This is a genomic window from Paenibacillus sp. FSL R5-0486, assembly GCF_037975155.1.
GTDB lineage: Bacteria > Bacillota > Bacilli > Paenibacillales > Paenibacillaceae > Paenibacillus > Paenibacillus amylolyticus.
On the sequence record NZ_CP150237.1, the window covers coordinates 3,010,639 to 3,034,486 of the forward strand.

The window sequence follows — 23,848 nt, forward strand, 5'->3', positions numbered from 1 at the left end:
CTGTGAAAAGTCTCCAGTTACTCATTTCATCATTCACCGGGTACAGTGAGTTCTTTTCGCACATACAACAGAGTGCTTGCGAACTTTACTTGAGTTTAACGTTTATTTACTCGTGTCCGTATCCAGGGAATGGGGTTCAGTCTCTTTTTCACCCTCATCATCATTGGACTTATTGAACTCCAGCATACGCTCCTCGTAATCGTCCAGGAACCATAACGGGTCCATGCTGTCTTCCTCACCGTTGTAATTGATTACGATTTCGTCGCCAGCTTTGATGTCTGTATACGCGTAGAAGTCAAAGGTGTGGTTATCAAAATTGATATCGTAAGTAGCGTTAGGTTCATAAGAGTGGTTGATCAGACTGCCGTAACCGAGCAGAATTGCGGTATGATTCGCCCCATATTCGAACACGTAATCTTCCAAAATCGTTTTTTCGACATGCTCATGATCTTCATTTGGGTAAGGCACAACGGGTGCCTGATGGATAAGCGTTCCTTTGGCAATATCAACGGTAGCAAATACCCCGCGGTTAAACTCACCACCATCACCCAACTTGGATTGTTTCACTTCAATCATAATCTTCACCTGATGCTCTTCGAAGAGCTCCGTTCTATATAATAGTAATTCGTTAAGGCAAAATTTTAACCCATACTTTCATATAAGGCAAATTTCAGACAAAAAGGTGGAATAATTTTTAATATGGCGTTGAGTTGTGCAGGATATAACGCTTATAATATACAAAGAATTAAGTCTATATAGAAAAGGTGTCATGAATGAGCATATTAAATGTAGAAAAATTAAGTCACGGTTTTGGTGACCGTGCTATCTTTAACGACGTTTCATTCCGCCTGTTGAAGGGCGAACATATTGGTCTGATCGGGGCCAATGGTGAAGGTAAATCCACCTTCATGAACATTATTACAGGAAAACTTCAGCCGGATGAAGGTAAGGTGGAGTGGTCCAAACGGATGCGTGTTGGTTATCTGGACCAGCATGCTGTATTGAATAAAGGCCAATCGATCCGTGACGTACTTCGCGGCGCGTTCCAGTATTTGTTTGACATGGAACAGGAAATGAATGATATGTATGGCAAAATGGGCGATGTTACACCGGAGGAACTTGAACAACTTCTTGAAGACGTGGGTACGATTCAGGATACGCTGACGAACCAGGATTTCTACATGATCGATGCCAAAGTGGATGAAACCGCACGTGGTCTGGGTCTGACGGATATCGGTCTGGATAAAGACGTCAATGACCTGAGTGGTGGACAACGTACCAAAGTACTGCTTGCCAAGCTGCTGCTGGAAAAACCCGATATTTTGCTGCTCGATGAGCCTACGAACTATTTGGATGAATTGCATATCGAATGGCTGAAACGTTATTTGCAGGAATATGAGAATGCATTTATCCTCATTTCTCACGATATTCCGTTCTTGAACAGTGTTATCAACTTGATCTATCACATGGAGAACCAGAATCTAACTCGTTATGTGGGCGATTATGATCATTTCCAGGAAGTGCATGAGATGAGAAAACAGCAGCTGGAGTCGGCCTACAAACGCCAACAACAAGAGATCGCTGACCTCAAGGATTTTGTAGCGCGTAACAAAGCAAGTGTAGCTACACGCAATATGGCGATGTCCAGACAGAAGAAACTCGACAAGATGGATGTCATTGAGATCGCCAAGGAGAAACCGAAACCGCAGTTCAACTTCCGTGATGCAAGAACATCCGGCAAGCTCATTTTCGAAACCAAAGGTCTTGTAATTGGATACAACGAACCGTTGTCCAGACCACTGGATCTGCGTATGGAGCGTGGACAGAAGATTGCCCTCGTTGGTGCGAACGGAATTGGTAAAACAACGCTGATGCGCAGTATTCTGGGTGAAATTCAAGCTCTGGAAGGAACCGTTCAACGTGGTGAACATCTGGAGATTGGTTACTTCCAGCAAGAGATGAAGGATGCCAACTACAATACATGTATTGAAGAGATCTGGCAGGAGTTCCCTTCGTATACCCAATTCGAGGTGCGTGCTGCACTTGCAAAATGTGGTTTGACTACAAAACACATTGAGAGCAAGGTAGCTGTACTAAGTGGTGGGGAGAAAGCTAAAGTGCGTCTCTGTAAGCTGATCAATAATGAAACCAACCTGCTTGTGCTCGATGAGCCGACGAACCATCTGGACGTTGATGCCAAGGAAGAGTTGAAACGTGCGCTCAAGGCTTACAAAGGCAGTATTCTTCTGATTTCCCACGAACCGGAATTCTACCGTGATGTCGTTACGGAGACGTGGAACTGTGAGTCGTGGACAACAAAAGTATTCTAAATAGAGGTTGTTCAAAAAGTCCGCTTTTGATTACGAATCATGTGCGAGCTTGCGAACAAGCTCGAAGCGTGAGAAAAGGCGCGAATTTTGCTTGCAAAACAGGCAGAACTCGCGCCTTTTTTGCGTGGTTTTAACGAAAAATGTTTGAGCCCAATTCACAGTTGACAGCTTGAATAAGGCAATAATATAATTCAGGAAAGTGATTACATTTATATATTAAAAACCTGTTTCACTGCATAGGGGCAAAGAAAACACGGTATTCCGTATGGGTATCATTGCACTTAGAAGGGAAGACGGGTCTTTTTTTTGCACTCCAATGAAACCGGTTTCATTAAAATAAGGGGTGGACAAAAGCTCGTTACTGACCACTGGTTGCTGAGGATAGGCTGAACAACAACACCGCGCATACATGAACCATGCTTTCATCTTTCATGCCAAAGGAGAGAATGAACATTGGATAAACTCAGGAAACCCATGATATTTATGTTATCAGCAACACTTGCGCTGTCTTCGGGACCGTTGATGCTACCGAGTAAGGCGTATGCCGATCTGAGCAGTATACCCGCCACGTTGTTGCAGGACGATTTTTCGGATGGGAATTTCACGGAATCACCCGCGTGGAACGTAAGCTCAGGCAACTGGGAAGTGTTCGCTGACCCGACAGATGCGTCCAACTTTACGCTTTTCCAGAGCGATACCAATGAAGGCATCATCTCTACTGGAGACTCCATGTCGGACATGACCGTGTCTATGCGCTTTTACACGGGAGCTGGTCAGGGGTATCCGGGAATATTGCCGCGGTTTCAGGATAAGAGCAACTTTTACTATTTTCAAATGCAGGTACCTAACAACAAATTGGTCTTCAGCAAAAAGGTGAATAACGGCGATACAACGTTGAAAACGGTGGACTATGCGTTTGCCAAAGATACGTGGTACACACTCAAAATAGTGCTGTCGGGTGCCACCATTCGAGGATATATCGCCGAAAATGGCTCCGATCGGTTGGTATTTGATTTAAACGATTCTTCCATTGGGTCAGGTGTTGTTGGCATTCGAAATAAGTGGCAGTCGGTACATATGGATGACGTTATTATTGCCGAGCAGCCACCAGTGAACGATGCTTTGCTCATCATTGCAGAGCAGACGGCATCTTCGGTTTCCCTACAATGGTCTGAAATCGCGGGAGCATCAGCCTATCGCTTGTACCGTTCCTCTACGTCTGAAGGCGGTTATTCTCTGGTAACCAGTACCGGAACTTTGGAACACATGGATGAAGGATTAAGCGGGGATACGGTGTATTATTACAGGCTCGCTTATGAATACGGAGGCCTAACCGAATCATTATGGACTGCTCCGCTGGAAGTTCGGACGACTGCGTCGGCACCACAGGCTCCTGGCGAATTAAAGGCCGAAGCACTCAATGCCGCAAGCGTGAAGCTATCTTGGTCCGCTGTAGACAAGTCAACTGGTTATCGGGTGGTTCGGGTTGAAGCTGGCAGTGAGCAATATGAGCAGATCTATGAAGGGAAGGTGCTTACTTATACAGATCAGGAGCTTGAGCCCGGCACTAGCTACAGCTATCGTGTGACGGCCTTTAATGCAGCTGGTGAGTCAGCGGCCGCTGTTGCTGAAGCTACGACATACTCCATTGACTCTCCAGCAGAGTTCGCTGCCACAGCTGTGACGGACACATCAATCTCTCTGGGGTGGAATGTCTTGCCTGGATCTGATGTAACGTATATCGTGTCCCGTTCAACCAGTGCTACGGGTACGTATCAGCAGGTCTATAGTGGCAATGAAAACACGTTTAACGATAGCGGTCTGACGATGGGCACAGGATATTTTTACATCATTCAGGCGACCGTGGACGGCGTAACTTCTCCAGCATCCGCACCGCTGGGTGTTGCCACAGTTCGCACAAGCATTACACCAGGGCAATTGTGGCCAGATCTGGACGGGAAGCCGATTGATGCGCATGGGGCTGGCTTTTTCTATGATGAACAGACGGAGACCTATTACTGGTATGGCGAATATCATAAGGGCGGCTGGCCAGCTGTTGGTGTGCGTGTGTATTCATCCAAGGATCTGATGAACTGGACCGACGGAGGCATGGCTCTGACGACGCTTCAATCCATGGATGATTTTGACAATGACCCGTTGATTTCCAAATTGTATGCGGGGCGTGAGGACCGCGTGGATATCTGGGCAGATATCCGCAAAGGACGGATTATTGAACGACCAAAGGTCATCTACAATGACAAAACGCAGAAATACGTGATGTGGGCCCACATGGACGGCGACAAGGACCCCTATAACGATAATGCGAATTATGGTAAGGCGCGGGCCGGTTATGCGATCAGCGACTCTCCAACAGGGCCTTTTGTGTATCAGAAGAGTTACCGGATGGACAGAGCTCCCGAAGGGGAGAAAGATTTCTTCCCAAGCGACCGGGGTATGGCACGTGATATGACGTTGTTCAAGGACGATGACGGTACCGGTTATCTGATCTACTCCAGCGAAGAAAACCTGACGCTCTATATCTCCAAACTGAATGAAGACTACAGTGACGTAACAGGGTGGCATAAGGAAGGACGAACGGATGACAAAGGCAATCCGGTACGAGATTCCACCTATCAGGCGGAATACGGCGTCGATTACGTGCGTGTGTTCCCGGGTGGGCAACGCGAAGCACCAGCGATGTTCAAGTATCAGGGGAAATATTATATTTTGACTTCCGGAGCTTCTGGCTGGGCCCCTAACGAAAACAAAGTGACGGTTGCGGATAACATTTTTGGCCCGTGGTCAACGCAGACCAATCCGTTCGTGCGTACGTTGCCGAGTGATCCCGATCCAGGCAAAGCATTTGGCACACAGACCACTTCCGTCATTCCGGTCGACCCGGAAAAAGGCAAATTCATTTACGTGGGGGATACGTGGAATGGTGGCAATTTCTCGAATGATGCTGCAAAATACGTGTTCTTGCCAATTGAGTTTGGAATAGGCTCCGACATCGCGATCAAGTGGTATAACAGCTGGACACCTGATCTGCTGAATTCGATGGGCAAGGTTGATATTGCTGATCCGTTGCCAGAAGCCGTGGCGCTAGGCAAAGTCCCATCCCTGCCAACAACATTGAATGTGCGCGAGGGTGGAGCACTGGTATCAACGCCAGCAGTATGGACGATTGATAACCGGGCCATGACGGCAGAAGATTTTGCTAAGCCAGGACCGCTCACATTACAGGTAACGACACCGGAATATAACAACAAAAAGCAGGCAGTTCACGTAAACGTCATTCCGGAGAATACACTATATTTTGTGAACAGCGGAGGTTACGAAACGGCTGATTACAGCCTCATGGGTGCTTATATGAAAGGAACGCTTGCCAACCCGGGAACGGCCGATCAGATGTACGCTCCGGCTGAGGGACGTAATTGGGGTTATGTCAGCGCAGATGCACTGGCATCCGGTTCGAATGGCGGGGATATATTCTCGACCGTACGTTATCTGAACGGTGGCAATGTCAGCAATTCTCCTAAAGGCACGGACTTAACCTATACATTTGATGTGCCAAACGGGACATACGATGTGTACGCCGGATTCAACGATCCGTGGAGCAATACATCGCGCAGAGCGAATCTCATCATCAATGGCACCAATACCGGTGCAGTTTCTTTTACACCTGCCAGCGTTAGAGCCCACAAAGACATCAGCGTGTCGGACAACAAGCTAGAGTTGACCGTGCGCAATACGGCATCGCAGGACCCGATGATTAGCTGGATTATGATCGTTAAACCTGACGCCGCTCCACCTGCAAATGATAGTGCTGGCCTTAATGCTGATGCGTTAGATTCAACGAGCGCAACGCTTTACTGGGATGCTCATCTTGGTGCAGCAAGCTACAAGCTCTACCGCTCAGATCGTGAGCAAGGAGAGTATAAGGTGGTCTATAACGGCAATGGAAGGGAGTATACGGACAGTGAACTGAACCCCGGCACAGAATATTATTACAAAGTGGAAGCTTTGGATGCGACGGGGCAATCGGTGCGAGGTGTATCTTCCGCTTATCAGGTGCACACGGTTCAGCAGAGCGCTACTGATGTAGCCACAAGCATTGCAGCGTTGGAACAGCCTTCGGCAGGTGCGAAAAAACTGAAGTTACCATCCGTGCCGCAAGGTTTCACGGTGAAGATCACTTCCAGTTCGGCACCGTCGGTCATTCAAACCGATGGAACGATTGTTCCACCATCTAAGGAAACAACGGTAACATTGGAGTTGGAAATTACTCGAACTTCTGACGACAGTAAAGCCTTGACTGCACCGTTGACGGTGAAGGTGCTCGCATTTGTACCTTCACCCGGAGGCAACCCTGGTTCGGGCGGTAGTCCAGGCGGCAATTCCGGTGGAAATCCAGGAGATGGTTCTGGTTCATCCAGCAATGGCGGACAATCAGGAAGTGGTAACCCAAGTGCAGAGAATGCGGTACCACAACCTAAACCGGAGAAGGACCGTTCTGTTCTGGAGTTGCAGGGACAGTCAGATCAGAAGGGTGTAGTGCAGTCCAACGTGGATGTTTCAACGATTAAAGATGCTTTTAAACTTGCCCCTTCAACAGATGCGGGCCAGCGCTTGGTCGAACTTCGGCTGAAGCCGGTTTCGGGAGCAACGGCATATGAATTGTCTCTGCCTGCCTCTGTGTTGATAGATCAGGGTGAGTCACATGTGTTCAACATTGTTACAGAGCTGGGAATGTTGGAGCTTCCTGCGACACTGTTGACAAAGGATATCGTTGGTGATGGGATTGCATCAATCCGATTGGTCAGAACGGAGCTGCCAAAAACAGTCGCAGATCAGCTCGGCACGCAATATGGAGTCCAGCTTGAACTTCAAGTGGATGGTCAACCATGGCCATCGGAAAGCCAGTTAATAGTTCGTCTGCCATTCCAATCCTCACAAAATGCTCAGCAGGATCGGATTGTAGCATTTGCCATTGGCGCGAACGGTGTGGCAACCCCATTGCCGCAAAGTTACTACGATCAAAAAAGCGGGCAGCTTGTATTTTCCGTAACATCACTCACAGGAAATTATGCTGTTGTGCCTGTGGAGCAGACATTCACAGATCTTGCAGAAGTGCAGTGGGCCAAGAAAGCAATGGAGGCTTTGGCTGTTAGAGGTGTAATTGGTACAGAGGCAAGCGGTGATTCCACGCAGTTACATCCAAAACAGGAAATGACCCGCGGCCAATACATGCAATGGTTGATGGCTGCGCTGGGTTTGAATGCTTCTTCCGGGAATGCGTTCTCTGATGTAAACGAAACTGCTCCGTACTACGAAGCAGTTACAGCTGCACGTTCGCTAGGTATCACCAGTGGTACCGGTGACGGGCGCTTCTTGCCAGAGTCGACGATCACTCGTCAGGAGATGATGACGTTGACAGTGAGAGCACTTGCGGCGGCTGGACTGGTTGACTCTGAGACGACTGTAACAGATAACCTTACTCGTTTCCGTGACGCTTCCGAGATTCGCACCTATGCCAGGGATAGTGTGGCATTACTTGTGAATCTGGGTATCGCCCACGGGTACAACGGTGAGGTGAAACCACTTGCCGAAGCGACCCGAGCCGAATCGGCAACGTTGTTATATGCGATGATGAGCAAACTGGTATGGAATAAATGATGATACACCAGAATCGTAGCGTGTGAAAAAGAAGGCTTACTTTGACCTGGAACCCAGGTTGGAGTAAGCCTTCTTGATTGTACGCCCGTCATGGGCGAAAAGTCAGTTACTCAACGAACGAGTAATCTCCTATCGTTCTGCAGTTGTTATCTGTAATTTCTGCGAATTGTTAATTGTAATGTTTGCCGATTTGGTATGCTTGCTCCAGCAAGCTTTCAATATGTTCTTTGGATTCTGAAATGGTTTCATAGAGGAATTCGACTCGTGATTCCTGCATTCTTGCATAACCCGCGATACCGTTATTCAGATAATTCGAAATCATGTTGTAATAGTCGTATTTATGGAATGAAGCCTCCGTCCCCCCAGCTAGTGCAATCCACAGTGCCTTTTTGGAGTTTGCCTTGTTCAGCAGCCCCATGTTCCATACTTTGTCCAGATAAGCTTTGAGCATGGAGGGAACGTTGTACCACCAGATCGGGAAAACAAATACAATCGCATCAGCCGCAAGCACACGATCCAGCTCTTTGCGAATCACAGGGGCATGCTGTTTATCGGGATTTTGCCAGTCTCGCTCATCTTCTACACGATATAGGGGATCGAATCCGTCATGATATAGATCGAGGATATCGATTTCATGGGAATTCTCCTGCATACCTTCTATAAAACGATTCATCACGGCAAATGTTAGGGAATCCTGTCTTGGGTGAGTAACGACCAGTTTAACTTTCATGTAGGAGTAACCATCCTTTTTTCTTTTTATTTTGGTTAAACATTCTGACCAATGTTATTATAAGTTTCATGACATCTTCTTGAGAAGTACGCACCTGAGAGTGCTGTAGATACTTTGGGGTTCTTCGGTTACTTTTAATAACGGATATACATATATGTGAATTATGGGGGAGTACAAGTGGAACAAGAAATGAAAAAATATGAGAGTGGTGTGCAGGCGATGCTGGAATTGGTCGGTGGAAAATGGAGGATTCTTATTCTGCATCAGCTGATATCAGGTAAAAAACGAACAAGCGAACTTCGCAGAGCCATTCCTGGCATTACCCAGAAGGTCTTAACCCAGCAGCTGCGTGAACTGGAAAAGAATGAAATCATCCATCGGATCATTCATCCTCAGATTCCGCCCAAGGTAGAGTATGAGCTGACAGAGTACGGCTTGACTCTACAGGACATCATTGACCGCATATGTCTATGGGGAGAGAATCACTTGGACAGAGTATACGGAGATAAAAGCAGAGTGCTAGGAGATCATTTTAGTGACTATATTCCACTTTCAACTTCAACTTGAGCTGGCCGCCAAATTAAAAATAAAACAAAACCTTCCTTGATTTAAAAAGGAGGGTTTTTGTTGTTTTTTGTCCTTTATCAGCGAAACTGATAAATGCTATAAAATCATTGAAATTGACCCTCAACACCCGGTGTGTTAGGTTTTAGAGAGAAGAAATTAAATTAATGTGATGATTTTAGTCGGAATTAAAATCGAAGCAATGCGCGAGGTGGCAAACAGTGGAACTTCAAGTGACAAACAGCCCTTTTAATCAAGAACAAGTTGAACTGCTTAATCGTCTTATTCCTACATTGACCGATGGACAACGTACTTGGTTGAGCGGATATATTGCAGCAATTCAGACAAGCGCGACTATAGCGGCTCCAGCTAACCTGGTACAGGCTGCACCAGCTACAGGTATTGCACCTGTCAGTGCTCCGCCAGTATCCCAGGAAGTTACCGTGCTTTTTGGTTCACAAACCGGGAATTCCAGTGGCCTATCGAAAAAGCTGGCCAAGAAACTTGAAGAGCAAGGTCTTCAGGTAACGTTGTCATCGATGGGAGATTTCAAACCGAACGGACTCAAGAAAATTGAAAATCTCCTCATCATCGTCAGTACGCATGGCGAAGGCGAACCACCGGATAATGCGATTCCGCTGCATGAATTCCTGAACAGCAAACGGGCTCCGAAGCTTGAAGGACTTCGTTACTCGGTGTTGGCTCTGGGAGATACCTCCTATGAGTTCTTTTGTCAGACAGGTAAGGACTTCGATAAACGATTGCAGGAATTGGGTGGTACAGCCCTTGTACCGCGTGTGGACTGTGATGTTGATTTTGATGAAGCAGCTGCAGAGTGGATGAATGAAGTACTGGCATCCTTAAGCAGTACATCTGCTGGTGCGAGTACGGTAACCACTGAGGCTGTCACAGCAGCGGTGAGCGGCGGGGAATCCGAATATGATCGCACGAATCCATTCAAGGCTGAAGTGTTGGAGAATCTCAATCTGAATGGCAGAGGATCGGACCGTGAAACACGCCACATTGAGTTGTCTTTGGAAGGCTCCAGCCTGGATTACGAGCCAGGTGACAGCCTTGGGGTATTCCCTGAGAATCATCCGCGCCTTGTAGATGAATTGATTGCAGCCATGGGATGGAATGCCGATGAACGCGTGACCGTGAATAAAAATGGCGATCAGGCATCTGTGCAAGAAGCGTTGCTGCGTTATTTTGAAATTACAGCTGTGACGAAACCGGTCGTGGAACAACTTGCGAAACTGAATCCTGGGAGTGGCCTGACAGCGTTACTCGCAGATGATTCCGAATTCCGCACGGTCATGAATAGCTGTGATCTGCTGGATCTGGTTCATGATTATAATCTGAAAGGGATTCCTGCCGGAGAATTTGTAGCTGCTCTTCGCAAAATTCCGGCACGTCTATACTCCATAGCGAGTAGTTCGAAGTCTTTCCCGGATGAAGTTCATCTTACTGTTCGTTCGGTACGTTATGAAGCACGTGGCAGAGAACGTTACGGTGTATGCTCGGTACATCTGGCTGAACGAATCGAAGCTGGCGACACCTTGCCTGTATATATACAGCATAACCCGAATTTTAAGCTGCCTGAGAACCCGGATACACCGATCATCATGGTTGGCCCAGGTACAGGTGTGGCGCCGTTCAGATCTTTCCTTGGTGAGCGTGAAGAGACAGGAGCAGAGGGCAAGACATGGCTGTTCTACGGAGATCAGCATTTCGCCACGGACTTCTTGTACCAGACGGAATGGCAACGTTGGCTCAAAGATGGTGTGCTCACGAAGATGGATGTAGCCTTTTCACGTGATACGGAACAGAAAGTGTATGTACAACATCGCATGCTGGAACACAGCAAAGAACTGTACCAGTGGCTTCAGGAAGGTGCAAGCGTATATATCTGTGGTGACGAGAAAAAAATGGCACATGATGTGCATGCTGCGCTCACCACGATTCTTGAACAAGAAGGCGGTTTATCGCCTGAGCAGGCATCGGAATATCTGACACGGTTACAGCAGGAGAAACGTTATCAGCGGGACGTCTATTAATCACCGGCCCAGCCGGATTGCACCATCCCGCAGAGACGAGAGGAGAAAGCAGCATGGTTTATAATAACTTACTTAACCCACAGCGCACGAATAGCGATGTGGAAGATATAAAGATCAAAAGTGATTACTTGCGCGGAAGTCTGACCGAAACGTTGGCTGATCGTATCACGGGGGCTATTCCAGAGGACGACAACCGTCTGATGAAACACCACGGTAGTTATATGCAGGATGACCGTGACCTGCGTAACGATCGTCACAAATCCAAGCTGGAGCCTGCATACCAATTCATGTTACGTGTGCGTGCTTCCGGTGGGATTGTAACCCCGGAGCAGTGGTTGATGATGGATCGGGTAGCGCATAAATATGCGAATGAGACGATTCGTCTGACTACACGTCAGTCTTTCCAACTGCATGGCGTACTGAAGTGGGATCTTAAAAACACCATTCGCGAAGTGAACGATTCGTTGTTAAGCACACTGGCTGCATGTGGTGACGTAAACCGTAACGTGATGTGTAACCCGAATCCGAATCAATCTGATGTGCATGCTGAAGTGTATGAGTGGGCATGTCAGGTGAGCAATCATTTGGACCCTCGGACCCGGGCTTATCATGAGCTGTGGCTGGACGGAGAGAAAGTGGTTGATTCCCAGGACTCGGACGAAGAAGTTGAACCAATCTATGGCAAAGTGTATTTGCCACGGAAGTTCAAAATCGGTATTGCTGTACCACCATCCAATGATGTGGACGTCTATTCACAGGATCTTGGCTTTATTGCTATTGTGGAGAATGGCAAGTTGCAAGGCTTCAACGTTTCCGTTGGTGGTGGGATGGGGATGTCTCATGGTGACGCCAAAACCTATCCTCAGGTGTCCAAAGTCATTGGTTTCTGTACGCCGGAGCAAATGATTGATGTGGCAGAGAAAACAGTTATGATTCAGCGTGATTATGGAGATCGTGCAGTTCGTAAACATGCTCGTTTCAAATATACGCTGGATGATCGTGGTGTGGAGTGGTTTGTCGAAGAGCTGACCACCCGTCTGGGATGGAAACTGGATGCGGCACGTCCGTATCATTTTGAGACTAACGGAGATCGATATGGTTGGGTAAAAGGTAATAATGGAAGATGGCACTACACGCTGTTCATTCAGAATGGTCGTGTAAAAGATGTAGACGGTTATCCGCTCATGACGGGTCTACGTGAAATTGCCAAAGTGCATACGGGTGATTTCCGTCTGACTGCGAACCAGAATCTGATCATCGGTAATATTAGCAGCCAGAAGAAGAAAAAGATCGAAGCGCTGATTCAGCAGTATAATCTGACCGATGGTGCGCATTACTCAGCGTTGCGCAGAAGTTCAATGGCTTGTGTTGCGTTTCCGACCTGCGGCCTTGCGATGGCTGAGTCCGAACGTTACTTGCCGTCCCTGATCGACAAACTGGAGCCTGTACTGGACGAAGCCGGGCTGAGAGACAAAGAGATTGTCATTCGGATGACGGGTTGCCCGAACGGATGCGCAAGACCGATGCTGGCAGAGATTTCATTTATCGGTAAAGCACCTGGGAAATACAATATGTATCTCGGTGGCAGCTTCACCGGTCATCGCTTGAATAAGCTGTACAAAGAAAACATTGGCGAAACCGAGATTCTGGACACGTTAACTCCAATGGTGAACCAGTATGCCAAAGAACGCAATGAAGGGGAACATTTCGGAGACTTTGTCATTCGTGCAGGTTATGTTCCTGAAGTGTTGGATGGTCGACAATTTCACGCTTAATTGACCGGGTAAGATAACTGAAATTAGGACTGATTTAGGGCGGAAGCATTCCTTTATGGGATGCTTCTTGTCTGCTATATATGGAGTGAATAGAGGTAAGGTTAGTTGCTGCTGAGAGATTTATGAGAGGATAAACTGAGGCTAATCTTCAAATGGAGATGGATAATCACCGCAGTTATTCCCATTATTTCGTGTGTATTAACTTGTTGAAGTACGCTCAACAAGATATAATGGCATAGTAGAAAGCAGATTAAATGTTGAAAGTGAGCGGAAACGATATGGGTCGTAAGTGGAATAATATCAAGGAAAAGAAAGCTTCAAAAGATGCAAACACGAGCCGGGTCTACGCTAAATTCGGCGTTGAGATCTATGTAGCTGCCAAGAAGGGCGAACCGGACCCGGAAGCGAACCGTGCACTGAAAGTCGTGCTGGAACGTGCCAAAACGTATAATGTACCCAAAGCCATCATTGATCGTGCGATGGAAAAAGCAAAAGGCAGCGGGGATGAGAACTATGAAGAGTTGCGTTATGAAGGCTTCGGACCGAATGGTGCGATGGTCATCGTTGATGCACTCACTAACAATGTGAATCGTACAGCGCCTGAAGTGCGCTCTGCGTTTAACAAAAACGCTGGCAACATGGGTGTCAGTGGTTCTGTTGCTTACATGTTTGATCCAACAGCGGTTATTGGTATAGAAGGCAAAAACTCCGAGGAAGTACTGGAACTTCTGCTTGAAGCAGATGTGGATGTACGTGATATCGTGGACGAAGACGATGCTGTAATTGTATATGCAGAACCGGATCAATTCCACGCTGTACAAGAAGCATTCAAAGCTGCGGGTATTACTGAGTTCACAGTAGCCGAGCTGACCATGCTTGCGCAAAACCATATTGAACTTCCAGAGGATGCACAAGCTCAGTTCGAGAAACTGATCGATGCGCTTGAGGACCTTGAAGATGTTCAGCAAGTTTACCACAACGTAGAGTTTGTTTAAGATAACGAGACGATACGTGGTTTGATTGTATAAAAAGAGTGTCTGACCAATCTACGGGATTGGACGGACACTCTTTTTTGTTCGTTTACGAGTCAGACTGCAACGTTCCAGGGGACTGCTCTGATTTTTCCGATTTCCCCCCACCGAACTTGAACAATACAATTCCTCCCACTATGACAAGTACACCCAGCAGCTGATTCCACGAAAAAGGAATTTGCTCCAGACCGAGCCACCCCATGGAATCAAACAATAGAGCAAAGCTAAGTTGGGATGTTAGTACGATCGAGATGGCATATGTGGGACCAAGTAGCTTCATCCCTTGCACGAGACAGAAGACCACGCCAACGCCGATGGCTCCGCTGAGCCAGTACCAGGGCTGCATATGCTGAAAGCTGAATGTATTCTTGCCCTCTACCAGCAGAGAGATTAGGAAAGATGCAATAAATCCGGTGAAAAGCACCATCGTTGTTGTGGACCATGAACCGGTGCGTTCATTGACTTTGCTATTAAAAATCGTTTGCAGACTGACAAGTGCACCTGCCAGTAGTGCAAGCGAAATACCTGTGATTAACATGGTTGTCAAACTCCTTATTCATAAATGTTGTGACCTGCTATTTCCCTTAGACCCACTCGATCCTTGATCATAATCAATCCCTGATGTCGTTCAATTAACCCGTCTGCACAGAGCTTCTGGATGACCCGGTTCAGGTGTCGGTAACTGGTGCCGATCAGATTCGCGATGTCGGTCAGATTGAACGCGTCCAGCTCTTCATGAACGACGTTGCCCGCTTCTTCTGTTGAGATGGAGAGCAGGTAGCTGACTAGACGAACCTCAACGGGATACATCAGGTTGAAATTGGAAAAATTCGAGTCAATGTAGAATTTGTGAGAGATGATTTTAAGCAAAAATTTAAGTAAAGGTGCATAATCGCTGGCAAGCTCAGCAAGCCATTGATAATGAATGCGAAGCATCACCACAGGTGACACGGCCTGAACCGTATTAACAATATCGCTTTCACGGACATACTCTATGTCACCGACAACTTCAAGCGGTGTTTTGAAACAAAGCACCAGCGTTTTGTCCTGAGCGGAGGTGGTGAAAATCTTGATTTTACCCTCGACCAGTACGTACAAATATTCGGAAGTTTCCCCTTCACGACAGATCAGTTCACACTTCTCAAAGTGGCATAATGTCATATGTGTACGCAGGGGCTCGTGAAATACAGTTTCGAGTTGATATTGCTTCAGATACTGCATTAATTGTTGCTCGTTATGGATCTCTTGCACGCTGTTATTCACCCCCGACGATATGTTCAATCCTTCTCCAAAAACTATAGTTTCATAATAATCACACCAGTCACCATTAAGGCAATACCTAGAAATTGCGGCAGTTTCATCTTTTGTTTCACCACGCCGAACCATCCGTTACTATCCACCAGAAAAGTCAGGAACAGCTGAGCAATGAGCAGGGCCGAGATCGTGAACGTAACCCCAATTTGCTGAATGGCCGTCACTTCGCTGAAAATAATGACGGCGCCAAAAGCACCTCCAGCCAAGTACATAGGTTTTACTTGTTTGAGTCCTTGAAGATTGGTGTCTCTAACAAAGATTAGGATCAGCGCTGCTAAGATGAATCCTGTCAGTTGTGTAATCGTAGCGGCCTGCCATGTGCCCATGTCGGTGCTAATCCGAGTATTGGCAACCCCTTGGAGCGTGATACACGCGCCGCCCAGTAATGCAAAAATAATTCCTCTCATATGTACGCTCCTTATTCAATCACTTCGACTTCTATTATTAAATGATAAATTGACTCTGAACGCCAAGGACAAATGTCCTGAGCTTTGAAGTCACAGCATCTAGAGTACAATAAAGAACTCGGGAAATCCAGATGGGGGCATGAAAAGATGCGTGGCATATGTGCTCAGTACTTATTTTTCATCATAATCTAACGAACTAGTGACACCTTGTTGTACTGATTCGATTGAATTGAGAAATCTAACAAATCTCAGCGACGTTAAATGGGCTATGTTGGGTAGAAATGGGCGGTAAAACAGGGGGAATGGAGGCATAGGGTGTCTAAGATTCGTTACTTTTGAAAATCGGCAAATATTCGCTCAATAGAGGATGTCAGGTTCGTTAGCTATCCAAGAAATGAAACGAGAGTCTGCCCAGCGTCCCCGGAGCATAGAAAGTATCCAAAGCTCCAGGGAGGATAGGCAATGAAAATTAGAAGCAATCAGCTAGAAGATCCTGATCCTCTCCATACAAATCAAATGATCCTATTAGATCACAGTGTACACAGGCTTCTCGCCTATAAAACGAACAGACAATTCGGGAAAACGTTCTGCCAACCTGTCTGCTAATAGCTTCATTCCCGAAGCCTCGCTCTCTGAATGCCCCATCATGATCAGTGCCTTGGACTTGCCTTGTTGCACAGCATCACGGATATATTCCGGTGTCTCCCATTCGAATCCTTCTCCTGCAATGATGAGATCCAATTGCTCATTCTGAATCAAGGGAATTGTCACATGTCCATTACCACGAAAACCTACCAGTACCGCTGCGCGTCTACAGACTATTTCCGCATTACCTGCAACGCGTACATAATCGATGCCTAGGGAACTTTTCACATGGTGAGCAATAGCTTCAACGGTGCTTCCTTCCGGAAAAGAAAGGACGTCTGCTTCCGGTAGTCGTTGCTCTACATAAGAGGACCACCCCAATGCCCGAATCAGTCCTTCAGTAATGCCATCCGGTTGGAAGCGGTGGATGATATCATGACATCGATAGATGGAAATGCCTGCTTCGTCGATCAACTTTCTTTTGTCCGCATAAACCGAATCATTTGCAAGCCAATCCGTATGACTGTGATGGTTGTAGAAGGGGGATTCATGAGCGATAATTAGATTGGCCCCACGTTGTACGGCATGTTCAATGACATGTTGAGTGGGCATAAAAGTAACAAACACACCTGTGACCGTTTGGTCGGACGAGCCAGTAATCAGCCGATCTACCGTGTTCTCGGGTAACTCTACATGGTCTGTGAGATACTGTATAATGTCTTGAATGGTTATATTCATGAACATAAGTCCTCCAAAATAATAGATTTTATTGTTATTGTATCATTTTGAAGAATAAACAGTAGAATAGAAAGGTCTTGCTTGAAGTGACAAAAGGAGTTATACTGATCAAACATAACGGAATGAACATTCATTCCTATATAAAGGAGGGATAGCCACATGGCTAAAAGCAGCAAAAAAGATGATATTTTTGCAGCTGCTTTAACGCTTTTTGCCCAGCGGGGATTCGATGCAACAACCATGCCGATGATTGCTGATTCGGCTCAGGTGGGGGCAGGCACTATTTACCGTTATTTTACGAACAAGGAAGTATTGTTGAATGAACTTTTTCAGAAAAGTATCAGGGAGTTTCTTGATGCCTTAAAACAGGGGTTTCCGAATGAGCCGATACCTGTACGAGACCAGTTTCATCATATTTTTCGTGGATTGTTCAAGTTCGCAGAGTCCGACCCGGATCGCCTAAAGTTTATTAATTCTACGGGTAATGCATTGCATTTTCACGATGAAAGCAAGGAAAGTGTCAATGAATTTATGGGGTTTCTGAATGAATGCATACATAAGGGGCAGCAGCAAGGAGCCATTCTTATACTGCCTACAGAAGCTTTAATGAATATAGTTTACGGTGCTTTCATACATTTGTTTGAACACTTTAACAAAGGTCTCCTGGAAGCGACGCCGGAGCTAATGAACCAGCTTGAGGAGTGCCTGTGGAATGCCATTAGAGTCCATTGATTCTATTGGCCTTTTTTTAAAATATAAACGGAATGAATATTCATTCCTATACTAGACATAAGGTGTGTGAAGATAAATCATGAATAAACTTAGGAATCCCAGAGCGATTTCCCTGATTTTTTGGATACTCATTACTCTCGTTTCTGTAGTGGCGATGCCTGATTTTGGTCAACTGGTAAAAGAAAAAGGACAGATTTCAATTCCTGAAACGGCACAAAGCCAGGTTGCTGCGACTATGTTGAGAGATATGGATAAGGATAGCGGGAATACTTATTCCATCATTGCTGTATTTAATAGTGGAGAAGATACACAAGCATTAACGAACCAGCAAAAGACGGAGATCGAATCCGTTTTATCCAACCTGAAAAATCAGAAAAAGCAACTGAATATTGAGACGATCACAAGCCATCTGGATGGTGAAGAGCAAGCCGATCGGCTTATATCCGAGGACCAAACCACGATCCTGACTCAAATCACCGTCACTATAGATGAGAATATTCCTCTTTCGGAAGTGATTAGTCTGTTAAAAGAATCTACAACCATCCCTGATGTGGATACATATCTGACGGGAGCTGACCTGATCGATGATGATTTTGGTAAATCGATTGAAGACGGTGTGCAGAAAACAGAAATTATCGCGATCATTTTCATCCTCGTTATCCTGATTATTATTTTTAGATCGCCGATCATACCTGTTATTTCACTGCTCACGGTAGGTATATCTTACGTTGTTTCATTAGCTATTGTGGGATATCTTGTAGATTGGTTTAACTTTCCGTTCTCGAACTTTACTCAGATATTTATGGTCGTTATCCTCTTTGGTATTGGGACGGATTATAATATCCTGTTATATACCAGATTCAAGGAGGAACTAAGTAGACAAGATGGCGATGTGATTCTTGCGACCAAAACGACATTTAAAACAGCAGGCAGAACCGTATTGTATAGCGGCATCGCTGTATTCATCGGGTTTCTTGCACTCATGCTTGCCAAGTTTCAGTTATATCAGGCAACCTCAGCGGTGGCGATCGCAGTAGCGGTTCTCATTATCGTCCTCAATACGTTGAACCCGTTCTTCATGGTTGTCATGGGCAAAAAAATGTTCTGGCCATCGAAAAAATTCGAAGGCCATGCGGACAGCCGACTGTGGGGATTTTTATCCCGCCAATCGGTACGAAGACCTTTCCTGGCGATCATTCTGGTTGCGGTGATTAGTGTTCCTTTATTATTCAGTTACAGTAATCGACTAAGTTATAATGATCTGTTTGAAGTCAATAATGACTACAATTCCAAACAGGGGATTAATCTGATTATGGAGCATTATGCACCAGGATTCTCAGCGCCAACAACATTGGTTGTGCAATCCGAGCAGGCAATGGACAATCAGACATTGCTGAAGGCACTGGATGATCTGACGGATAAGATGTCCAAGGTGGAAGGTGTCTCTGAGATTTACAGTGTCACTCGACCAACTGGAGTCCAAATTAAAGAGTTGTATATTAACGATCAAGCAGAGGAGCTTAATCAGGGTATTGGTAAAGCAAACGATGGTGTAAGCGAAATTAACGAAGGTTTGTCCTCTGCAGCTGGACAGCTTCAATCTTCAAATGATTTAAGTAACGTACAGCTGTTGATTGATGGGACAAGCCGGTTGCAAGTTGGAGTAAATGCATTGGGAGACGCCATGAATCAGGTATCTGATGGTCTGAATAATGGGGAAGAAGGGGCAGAGACGTTGAAAAACGGACTTACTACCCTTAAAGAAAAGGTTGGAGTCCTGTCTAAAGGTGCCAATGATCTGCAAAAAGGGTATAGGCAACTTGAACAGGGATTTGGTTCCTTTAGTGGTACTTTCACAAGCATCAAGACAGCCATTAAGGGAGCGCTTGATGCCTATACTCAGATCGAAGGCAGCATGACCCGTCTAATTGCGACTCATCCTGAGTTACAACAAGAAGAAGATGCCGTACAAGTGATTAATATTTCTCAAGCGGCTCAAACTGAACTGAACGCGTTATACACACAGTTGGACCCGTTGATGCAGCAGTACAATGGGGCTATGGTTTCTTTCAAGGAAGCCAACGAGTCAATGGCTCAAATTAGTGGCGGTCTGACTCAGGTTGCTGTAGGTGTCGGTCAGCTTGAAGACGGTGCTGGCGAGCTATCCAAAGGTTTGGCGACTGGAGCCAATGGAACCCAGCAGATAGCGGGTAAAACATTGGAAGTGAAAGATGGGCTGGGTCAGATTAATGAAGGACAGAGTCAGTTGTTAAGCGGTCTGAACGATTTGCAGGACAAAATGGGTGAGTTGAAATCCGGATTGACCGAAAGTACAAAAGGACTCTCAGATGTGTCGAAGGGGCTTGGTGATGCCGAAGATTATTTGGCTCATCTTGGCCAGTCTGATGCTGCGAAAAGTTTCTACATTCCAGAAGAGGTATTAAAAGGAGAAGAGTTTCTAAGTTCGCTCGACATGTATATGTCTTCGGATCGGAAGACAGCGGAAATCTCCATTATTTTGACCGATAATCCATATTCGAAAGAAGCGATGGATGTTGTTCAAAATCTTAACAAGCAGTTGGAAACGGCTTTGGTTGGCACGGATTTGAGTGAGGCGAAAGTGGCACTGGGCGGCATACCGTCACAGAACCTGGATATGAAAGAATTATCCGGAGGTGATCTGAATCGGACGTCCATGATCATGCTGATTGGAATTGGATTGATACTTTTGTTCATTATTCGTTCGTTTTGGCAGACTGTAATCATTATAGGTGCGTTATTCCTGACGTATTATGTGGCCCTTGGTCTGAATGAATTGCTGATGGTTGGCCCGCTTGGCGTTGACTATCTGAGCTGGAACGTTCCTTTCTTCAGTCTGATCATGATTGTTACACTTGGTGTGGACTACAGTATATTCCTCATGATGAAATATCGCGAGATTGAAGGAGATCCAATTCATAAAATTACGGAGGCTTCCCGTAATATAGGAGGGGTCGTGATCTCGGCGGCAGTAATATTGGGAGGTACCTTCGCCGCACTAATTCCTTCCGGTGTTGTTACGCTGATTGAAGTAGCTATTTCTGTCATCATCGGATTGGTTTTGCTAAGTTTTGTTATGCTTCCAATCTTGCTTCCGGCTCTAATCAGTCTATTACACAAGTTAAAAAACTGGGGTTCGGGGTCCGATCCCATAAACAAATAAATCATCTTTATATTAAACGATTCCTGACAAACATGACGTCAGGGGTCGTTTTTTATTTTTATCCTATGAATTATAACTAAGTTATCATAACAATGCGGGAAATAATCTAACGTGAAACAATGACGGATTCATATAGTTTTCTCAAACAAGAATAAGTATACTTACATAGAGCCTTGTTTGTATTAAATGGAGCTGATTGCAGCGCAAGTAGTTCTATTTTAAGGCGCAATGAGAATTAATTGAGGATAAGCATTCATTTGCAACAATAAAACAGATTGTGAAAGGGGATAACTAGGGATGACAGCAACAACTATTATGGAACGTCTGAAGAGCGAGACAGCTCATTATCACAGACAAGTAGAACAGAACCCTTATGCAAAAGCCATTATGAATCAAACTGTGACTATAGAAGAATATAGAACATATTTAGAGAAATTTTATGGATTCCTGAAACCGCTGGAGGATCAGGCTGTACAACAGCCTTTCTGGGAAAGTACGGGACTGGATATTGAGATTAGAGGCAAGGCTGGACTGTTGGAAAAAGATTTACGAAATCTGGGTGCCAGTGAAGAAGAGATCACTCAACTTCCGCTCTGTGAAGAACTGCCGGATATTTCAACACCTGCCCGTTTGTTCGGATATCTGTATGTAATTGAGGGGTCCACGAACGGTGGACAGATCATAACCAAGCGCTTGTCGCAGTTCCTGACCATTGAAGCTGATCGTGGATTGGAATATTTCAATGCTTACGGCTCAGAGACAAGAACAAGATGGAGCGAGTTTACGGGTTTGCTGCAGCGGTCCATCAGTAATCCAGAAGATCATGACAACATGGTACACAGCGCATCAGAGACATTCCGACTATTAGATCAATGGATTAATACGTAGGGCGGACTTTTTTCATATATTAAAAGGAACCTATATAAGTTGAAACAATACATTTACACATAACGGAGAGGACAGAGAAAAGTTAAATAGACATGATGAAAAGAGGGCAGAAATGCCTTCTTTTTTGTGTCCAGGAATGTCTAAATTTCGTCACCGCAGACACAGGACAAGTGATATAATGATCCCTATGGATACACTTGTTCGTATTCTGTCTTGGAGGAGGGTGAGATAACGTTCTATGAAAGACAACTCAAGACAATTGGAATTTATGGAGATAGATCTGAGTGAAGAACCTGAAACAGCAGCGGTTCCGGTTCCTGATCGTTCAACCATTGTGCAGTCTGCACATGATACGATTCAGCATCGTGGAGGCATATTGTCCTCAGAGAAACGTTTTGTAGAGGAAGCAAAGCAGTGGGCAGAGATGGAGGGGGATGTATCCCCGTGGGTTCCCTTTATGAGTTACTGGCCAACGTATGGCGTGATGAGTGAAGCCCAGCGCAAGTGGTATATGTTTTGGAGGAAGGAAGTACGTCAGGGGGGATACCCGGATACCGATCTGTCCTATCTATTTGTTCATATCTACGAGTTAATTAACGGCATTGGCTGGCAGAATCCTCAGGATGGTTATGATCAATTAAAGCAGCTATGGGTGAACTACCGTGAACGGTTGCCCCAATTAAATATATATATGCAAGAGTGGATGGTCGATTATGTGCTGGTCCATCAGATGGAAATGTCCTTATCCGAGGTCATGGGCCTTTCGGGCGGATACCTGCCAGCAGAGATGCTGGATAGGGAGCTGCAACGTATTTTACAGGATAATGTATCGGATATCTCGCTGAATATGCTGCAAAGATACTATGATTACGATATTACGCTCAGTAAATTCTACAGAGATGGCGGCAAAGAAGTGATGGAGCAGTACATCCCGCGGGTCATGGCCTTGGTTGATTCGTACCTGGAACGTACGCGACAAGTTGGACTGTTGCCTGAGTGTGATCCTAACGATGAAAGCATGATGGAGCGCATTCTGTTTCGCAAAGCAGTCTATGATGATTCGATCTATGGAAGATCGGTATCGTTCAGATATACGCCCATAGGTGAACAGGCTGAATTTGTGCAGATGGTTACGCGAATCTATCGATGTACTGAAAATAAACTTCGTGAACTGCTTGGATTCAGAGGCCGATTGCGAGGACAGACTCTTGAACCCGAACTTGCAAATCTGATTGAACGTTACCTGGACAAGGCTTATGCGATCGAGCAGGCTGAGACTGTGGAGCAACCAATGATTCGTATTGATACAGAGAAATTGGCGTCGTTACAGCAGGAAAGTGAGTACGTGCGATTGGCGCTTACAATTGAGGATGATCACCCTTCTGAAGTGAAGGAAGAAGAGGATAACAACGCAAATGTTACAAGTAATCCATTCGATGTACTGGAAGCAAGGAATGAGATCACTCCAACTGAAGGTTCCATGGAGTCGGAGCCATCTGCAGTAGAGATTGCAACAGGAGCGGAAGTAGAATCGATTAGGTTGCAGTGGGACGAGTCTGCTGAGGCTGATCTGGATGAAGAATGGCTGCTCTTTGCCAATGAACTCTCCCCTCAGCAGGTGCAAACGATTCATGTCCTACTTGGCGCAAGTCCAGATACGGATCTGATGCGTCTGGCTGAGCAATATGGAACGATGCCTACGCTTCTGCTGGATGAAATTAATGATGTGGCTATGGAAACGATCGGTGATCTTCTGATTGATGGTGATCGGATTGTTCCTGATTATATAGATGTGTTCGAACATGTGAAGAGGTGATAC

The 23,848-nt window shown here is 45.8% G+C and carries 16 protein-coding genes; 10 read left to right on the forward strand and 6 right to left on the reverse strand.

Annotated features, from left to right (window positions below; translation table 11 throughout):
* Positions 1 to 102: 102 nt before the first annotated feature.
* Positions 103 to 576 carry an SET domain-containing protein gene (locus tag MKY01_RS13655; protein ID WP_100528913.1) on the reverse strand — a complete coding sequence of 158 codons (474 nt, stop codon included), beginning with the start codon at positions 574 to 576 and terminating at the stop codon, positions 103 to 105.
* 197 nt (positions 577 to 773) lie between these two features.
* On the opposite strand from MKY01_RS13655, the gene MKY01_RS13660 reads away from it, so the two are divergent.
* On the forward strand, positions 774 to 2,330 hold the full coding sequence (locus MKY01_RS13660; protein ID WP_017688769.1) for an ABC-F family ATP-binding cassette domain-containing protein: 1,557 nt from the start codon (positions 774 to 776) through the stop codon (positions 2,328 to 2,330).
* 453 nt (positions 2,331 to 2,783) lie between these two features.
* Positions 2,784 to 8,006 carry an S-layer homology domain-containing protein gene (locus MKY01_RS13665; RefSeq protein ID WP_339286633.1) on the forward strand — a complete coding sequence of 1,741 codons (5,223 nt, stop codon included), beginning with the start codon at positions 2,784 to 2,786 and terminating at the stop codon, positions 8,004 to 8,006.
* 169 nt (positions 8,007 to 8,175) lie between these two features.
* Here MKY01_RS13665 and MKY01_RS13670 read toward each other — a convergent pair whose 3' ends face one another.
* A complete protein-coding gene (locus MKY01_RS13670) occupies positions 8,176 to 8,736 on the reverse strand; it encodes an NAD(P)H oxidoreductase (protein ID WP_036670680.1) in 561 nt (186 codons plus the stop codon).
* Between the two features lie 177 nt (positions 8,737 to 8,913).
* Between MKY01_RS13670 and MKY01_RS13675 the strand changes: the two genes are divergently transcribed.
* From MKY01_RS13675 to MKY01_RS13690, 4 genes are all read left to right on the forward strand, one after another.
* Entirely contained in the window at positions 8,914 to 9,303 is a 390-nt protein-coding gene (locus MKY01_RS13675) for a winged helix-turn-helix transcriptional regulator (RefSeq protein WP_280523071.1), read from the forward strand.
* 218 nt (positions 9,304 to 9,521) lie between these two features.
* On the forward strand, positions 9,522 to 11,357 hold the full coding sequence (locus MKY01_RS13680; protein ID WP_339286634.1) for an assimilatory sulfite reductase (NADPH) flavoprotein subunit: 1,836 nt from the start codon (positions 9,522 to 9,524) through the stop codon (positions 11,355 to 11,357).
* A 53-nt stretch (positions 11,358 to 11,410) separates the two neighbouring features.
* Entirely contained in the window at positions 11,411 to 13,132 is a 1,722-nt protein-coding gene (gene cysI, locus MKY01_RS13685; RefSeq protein WP_339286635.1) for an assimilatory sulfite reductase (NADPH) hemoprotein subunit, read from the forward strand.
* Positions 13,133 to 13,410: 278 nt separating this feature from the next.
* Positions 13,411 to 14,127: a YebC/PmpR family DNA-binding transcriptional regulator gene (locus MKY01_RS13690; RefSeq protein WP_036608916.1), complete on the forward strand. Its 717-nt coding sequence runs from the start codon at positions 13,411 to 13,413 to the stop codon at positions 14,125 to 14,127.
* A gap of 85 nt (positions 14,128 to 14,212) precedes the next feature.
* On the opposite strand, the gene MKY01_RS13695 is transcribed toward MKY01_RS13690, so the two are convergent.
* From MKY01_RS13695 to MKY01_RS13710, 4 genes are all read right to left on the reverse strand, one after another.
* A complete protein-coding gene (locus tag MKY01_RS13695; protein ID WP_062834134.1) occupies positions 14,213 to 14,701 on the reverse strand; it encodes a DMT family transporter in 489 nt (162 codons plus the stop codon).
* Positions 14,702 to 14,715: 14 nt separating this feature from the next.
* Positions 14,716 to 15,414, reverse strand: coding sequence for a cyclic nucleotide-binding domain-containing protein (locus tag MKY01_RS13700; protein ID WP_339286636.1), 699 nt, complete (start codon positions 15,412 to 15,414; stop codon positions 14,716 to 14,718).
* 44 nt (positions 15,415 to 15,458) lie between these two features.
* A complete protein-coding gene (locus MKY01_RS13705; protein ID WP_105409482.1) occupies positions 15,459 to 15,884 on the reverse strand; it encodes a DMT family transporter in 426 nt (141 codons plus the stop codon).
* Between the two features lie 525 nt (positions 15,885 to 16,409).
* The gene (locus MKY01_RS13710) at positions 16,410 to 17,207 is read right to left on the reverse strand and encodes a Nif3-like dinuclear metal center hexameric protein (protein WP_339286638.1); all 798 of its coding nucleotides are present in this window, start codon (positions 17,205 to 17,207) and stop codon (positions 16,410 to 16,412) included.
* A gap of 159 nt (positions 17,208 to 17,366) precedes the next feature.
* Here MKY01_RS13710 and MKY01_RS13715 point away from each other — a divergent pair, with 159 nt between their 5' ends.
* The 4 genes from MKY01_RS13715 (at position 17,367) to MKY01_RS13730 (ending at position 23,845) form a co-directional block, all read left to right on the forward strand.
* The gene (locus MKY01_RS13715; protein WP_017688759.1) at positions 17,367 to 17,939 is read left to right on the forward strand and encodes a TetR/AcrR family transcriptional regulator; all 573 of its coding nucleotides are present in this window, start codon (positions 17,367 to 17,369) and stop codon (positions 17,937 to 17,939) included.
* A gap of 79 nt (positions 17,940 to 18,018) precedes the next feature.
* A complete protein-coding gene (locus tag MKY01_RS13720) occupies positions 18,019 to 21,141 on the forward strand; it encodes an MMPL family transporter (RefSeq protein WP_339286639.1) in 3,123 nt (1,040 codons plus the stop codon).
* 297 nt (positions 21,142 to 21,438) lie between these two features.
* Positions 21,439 to 22,029, forward strand: a complete 591-nt coding sequence (locus tag MKY01_RS13725) for a biliverdin-producing heme oxygenase (RefSeq protein ID WP_339286640.1) — start codon at positions 21,439 to 21,441, stop codon at positions 22,027 to 22,029.
* A gap of 238 nt (positions 22,030 to 22,267) precedes the next feature.
* Positions 22,268 to 23,845 (forward strand): TerB N-terminal domain-containing protein, encoded by a 1,578-nt coding sequence (locus MKY01_RS13730; RefSeq protein ID WP_339286641.1) that lies wholly within the window; start codon positions 22,268 to 22,270, stop codon positions 23,843 to 23,845.
* The last annotated feature ends 3 nt before the right edge of the window (positions 23,846 to 23,848 follow it).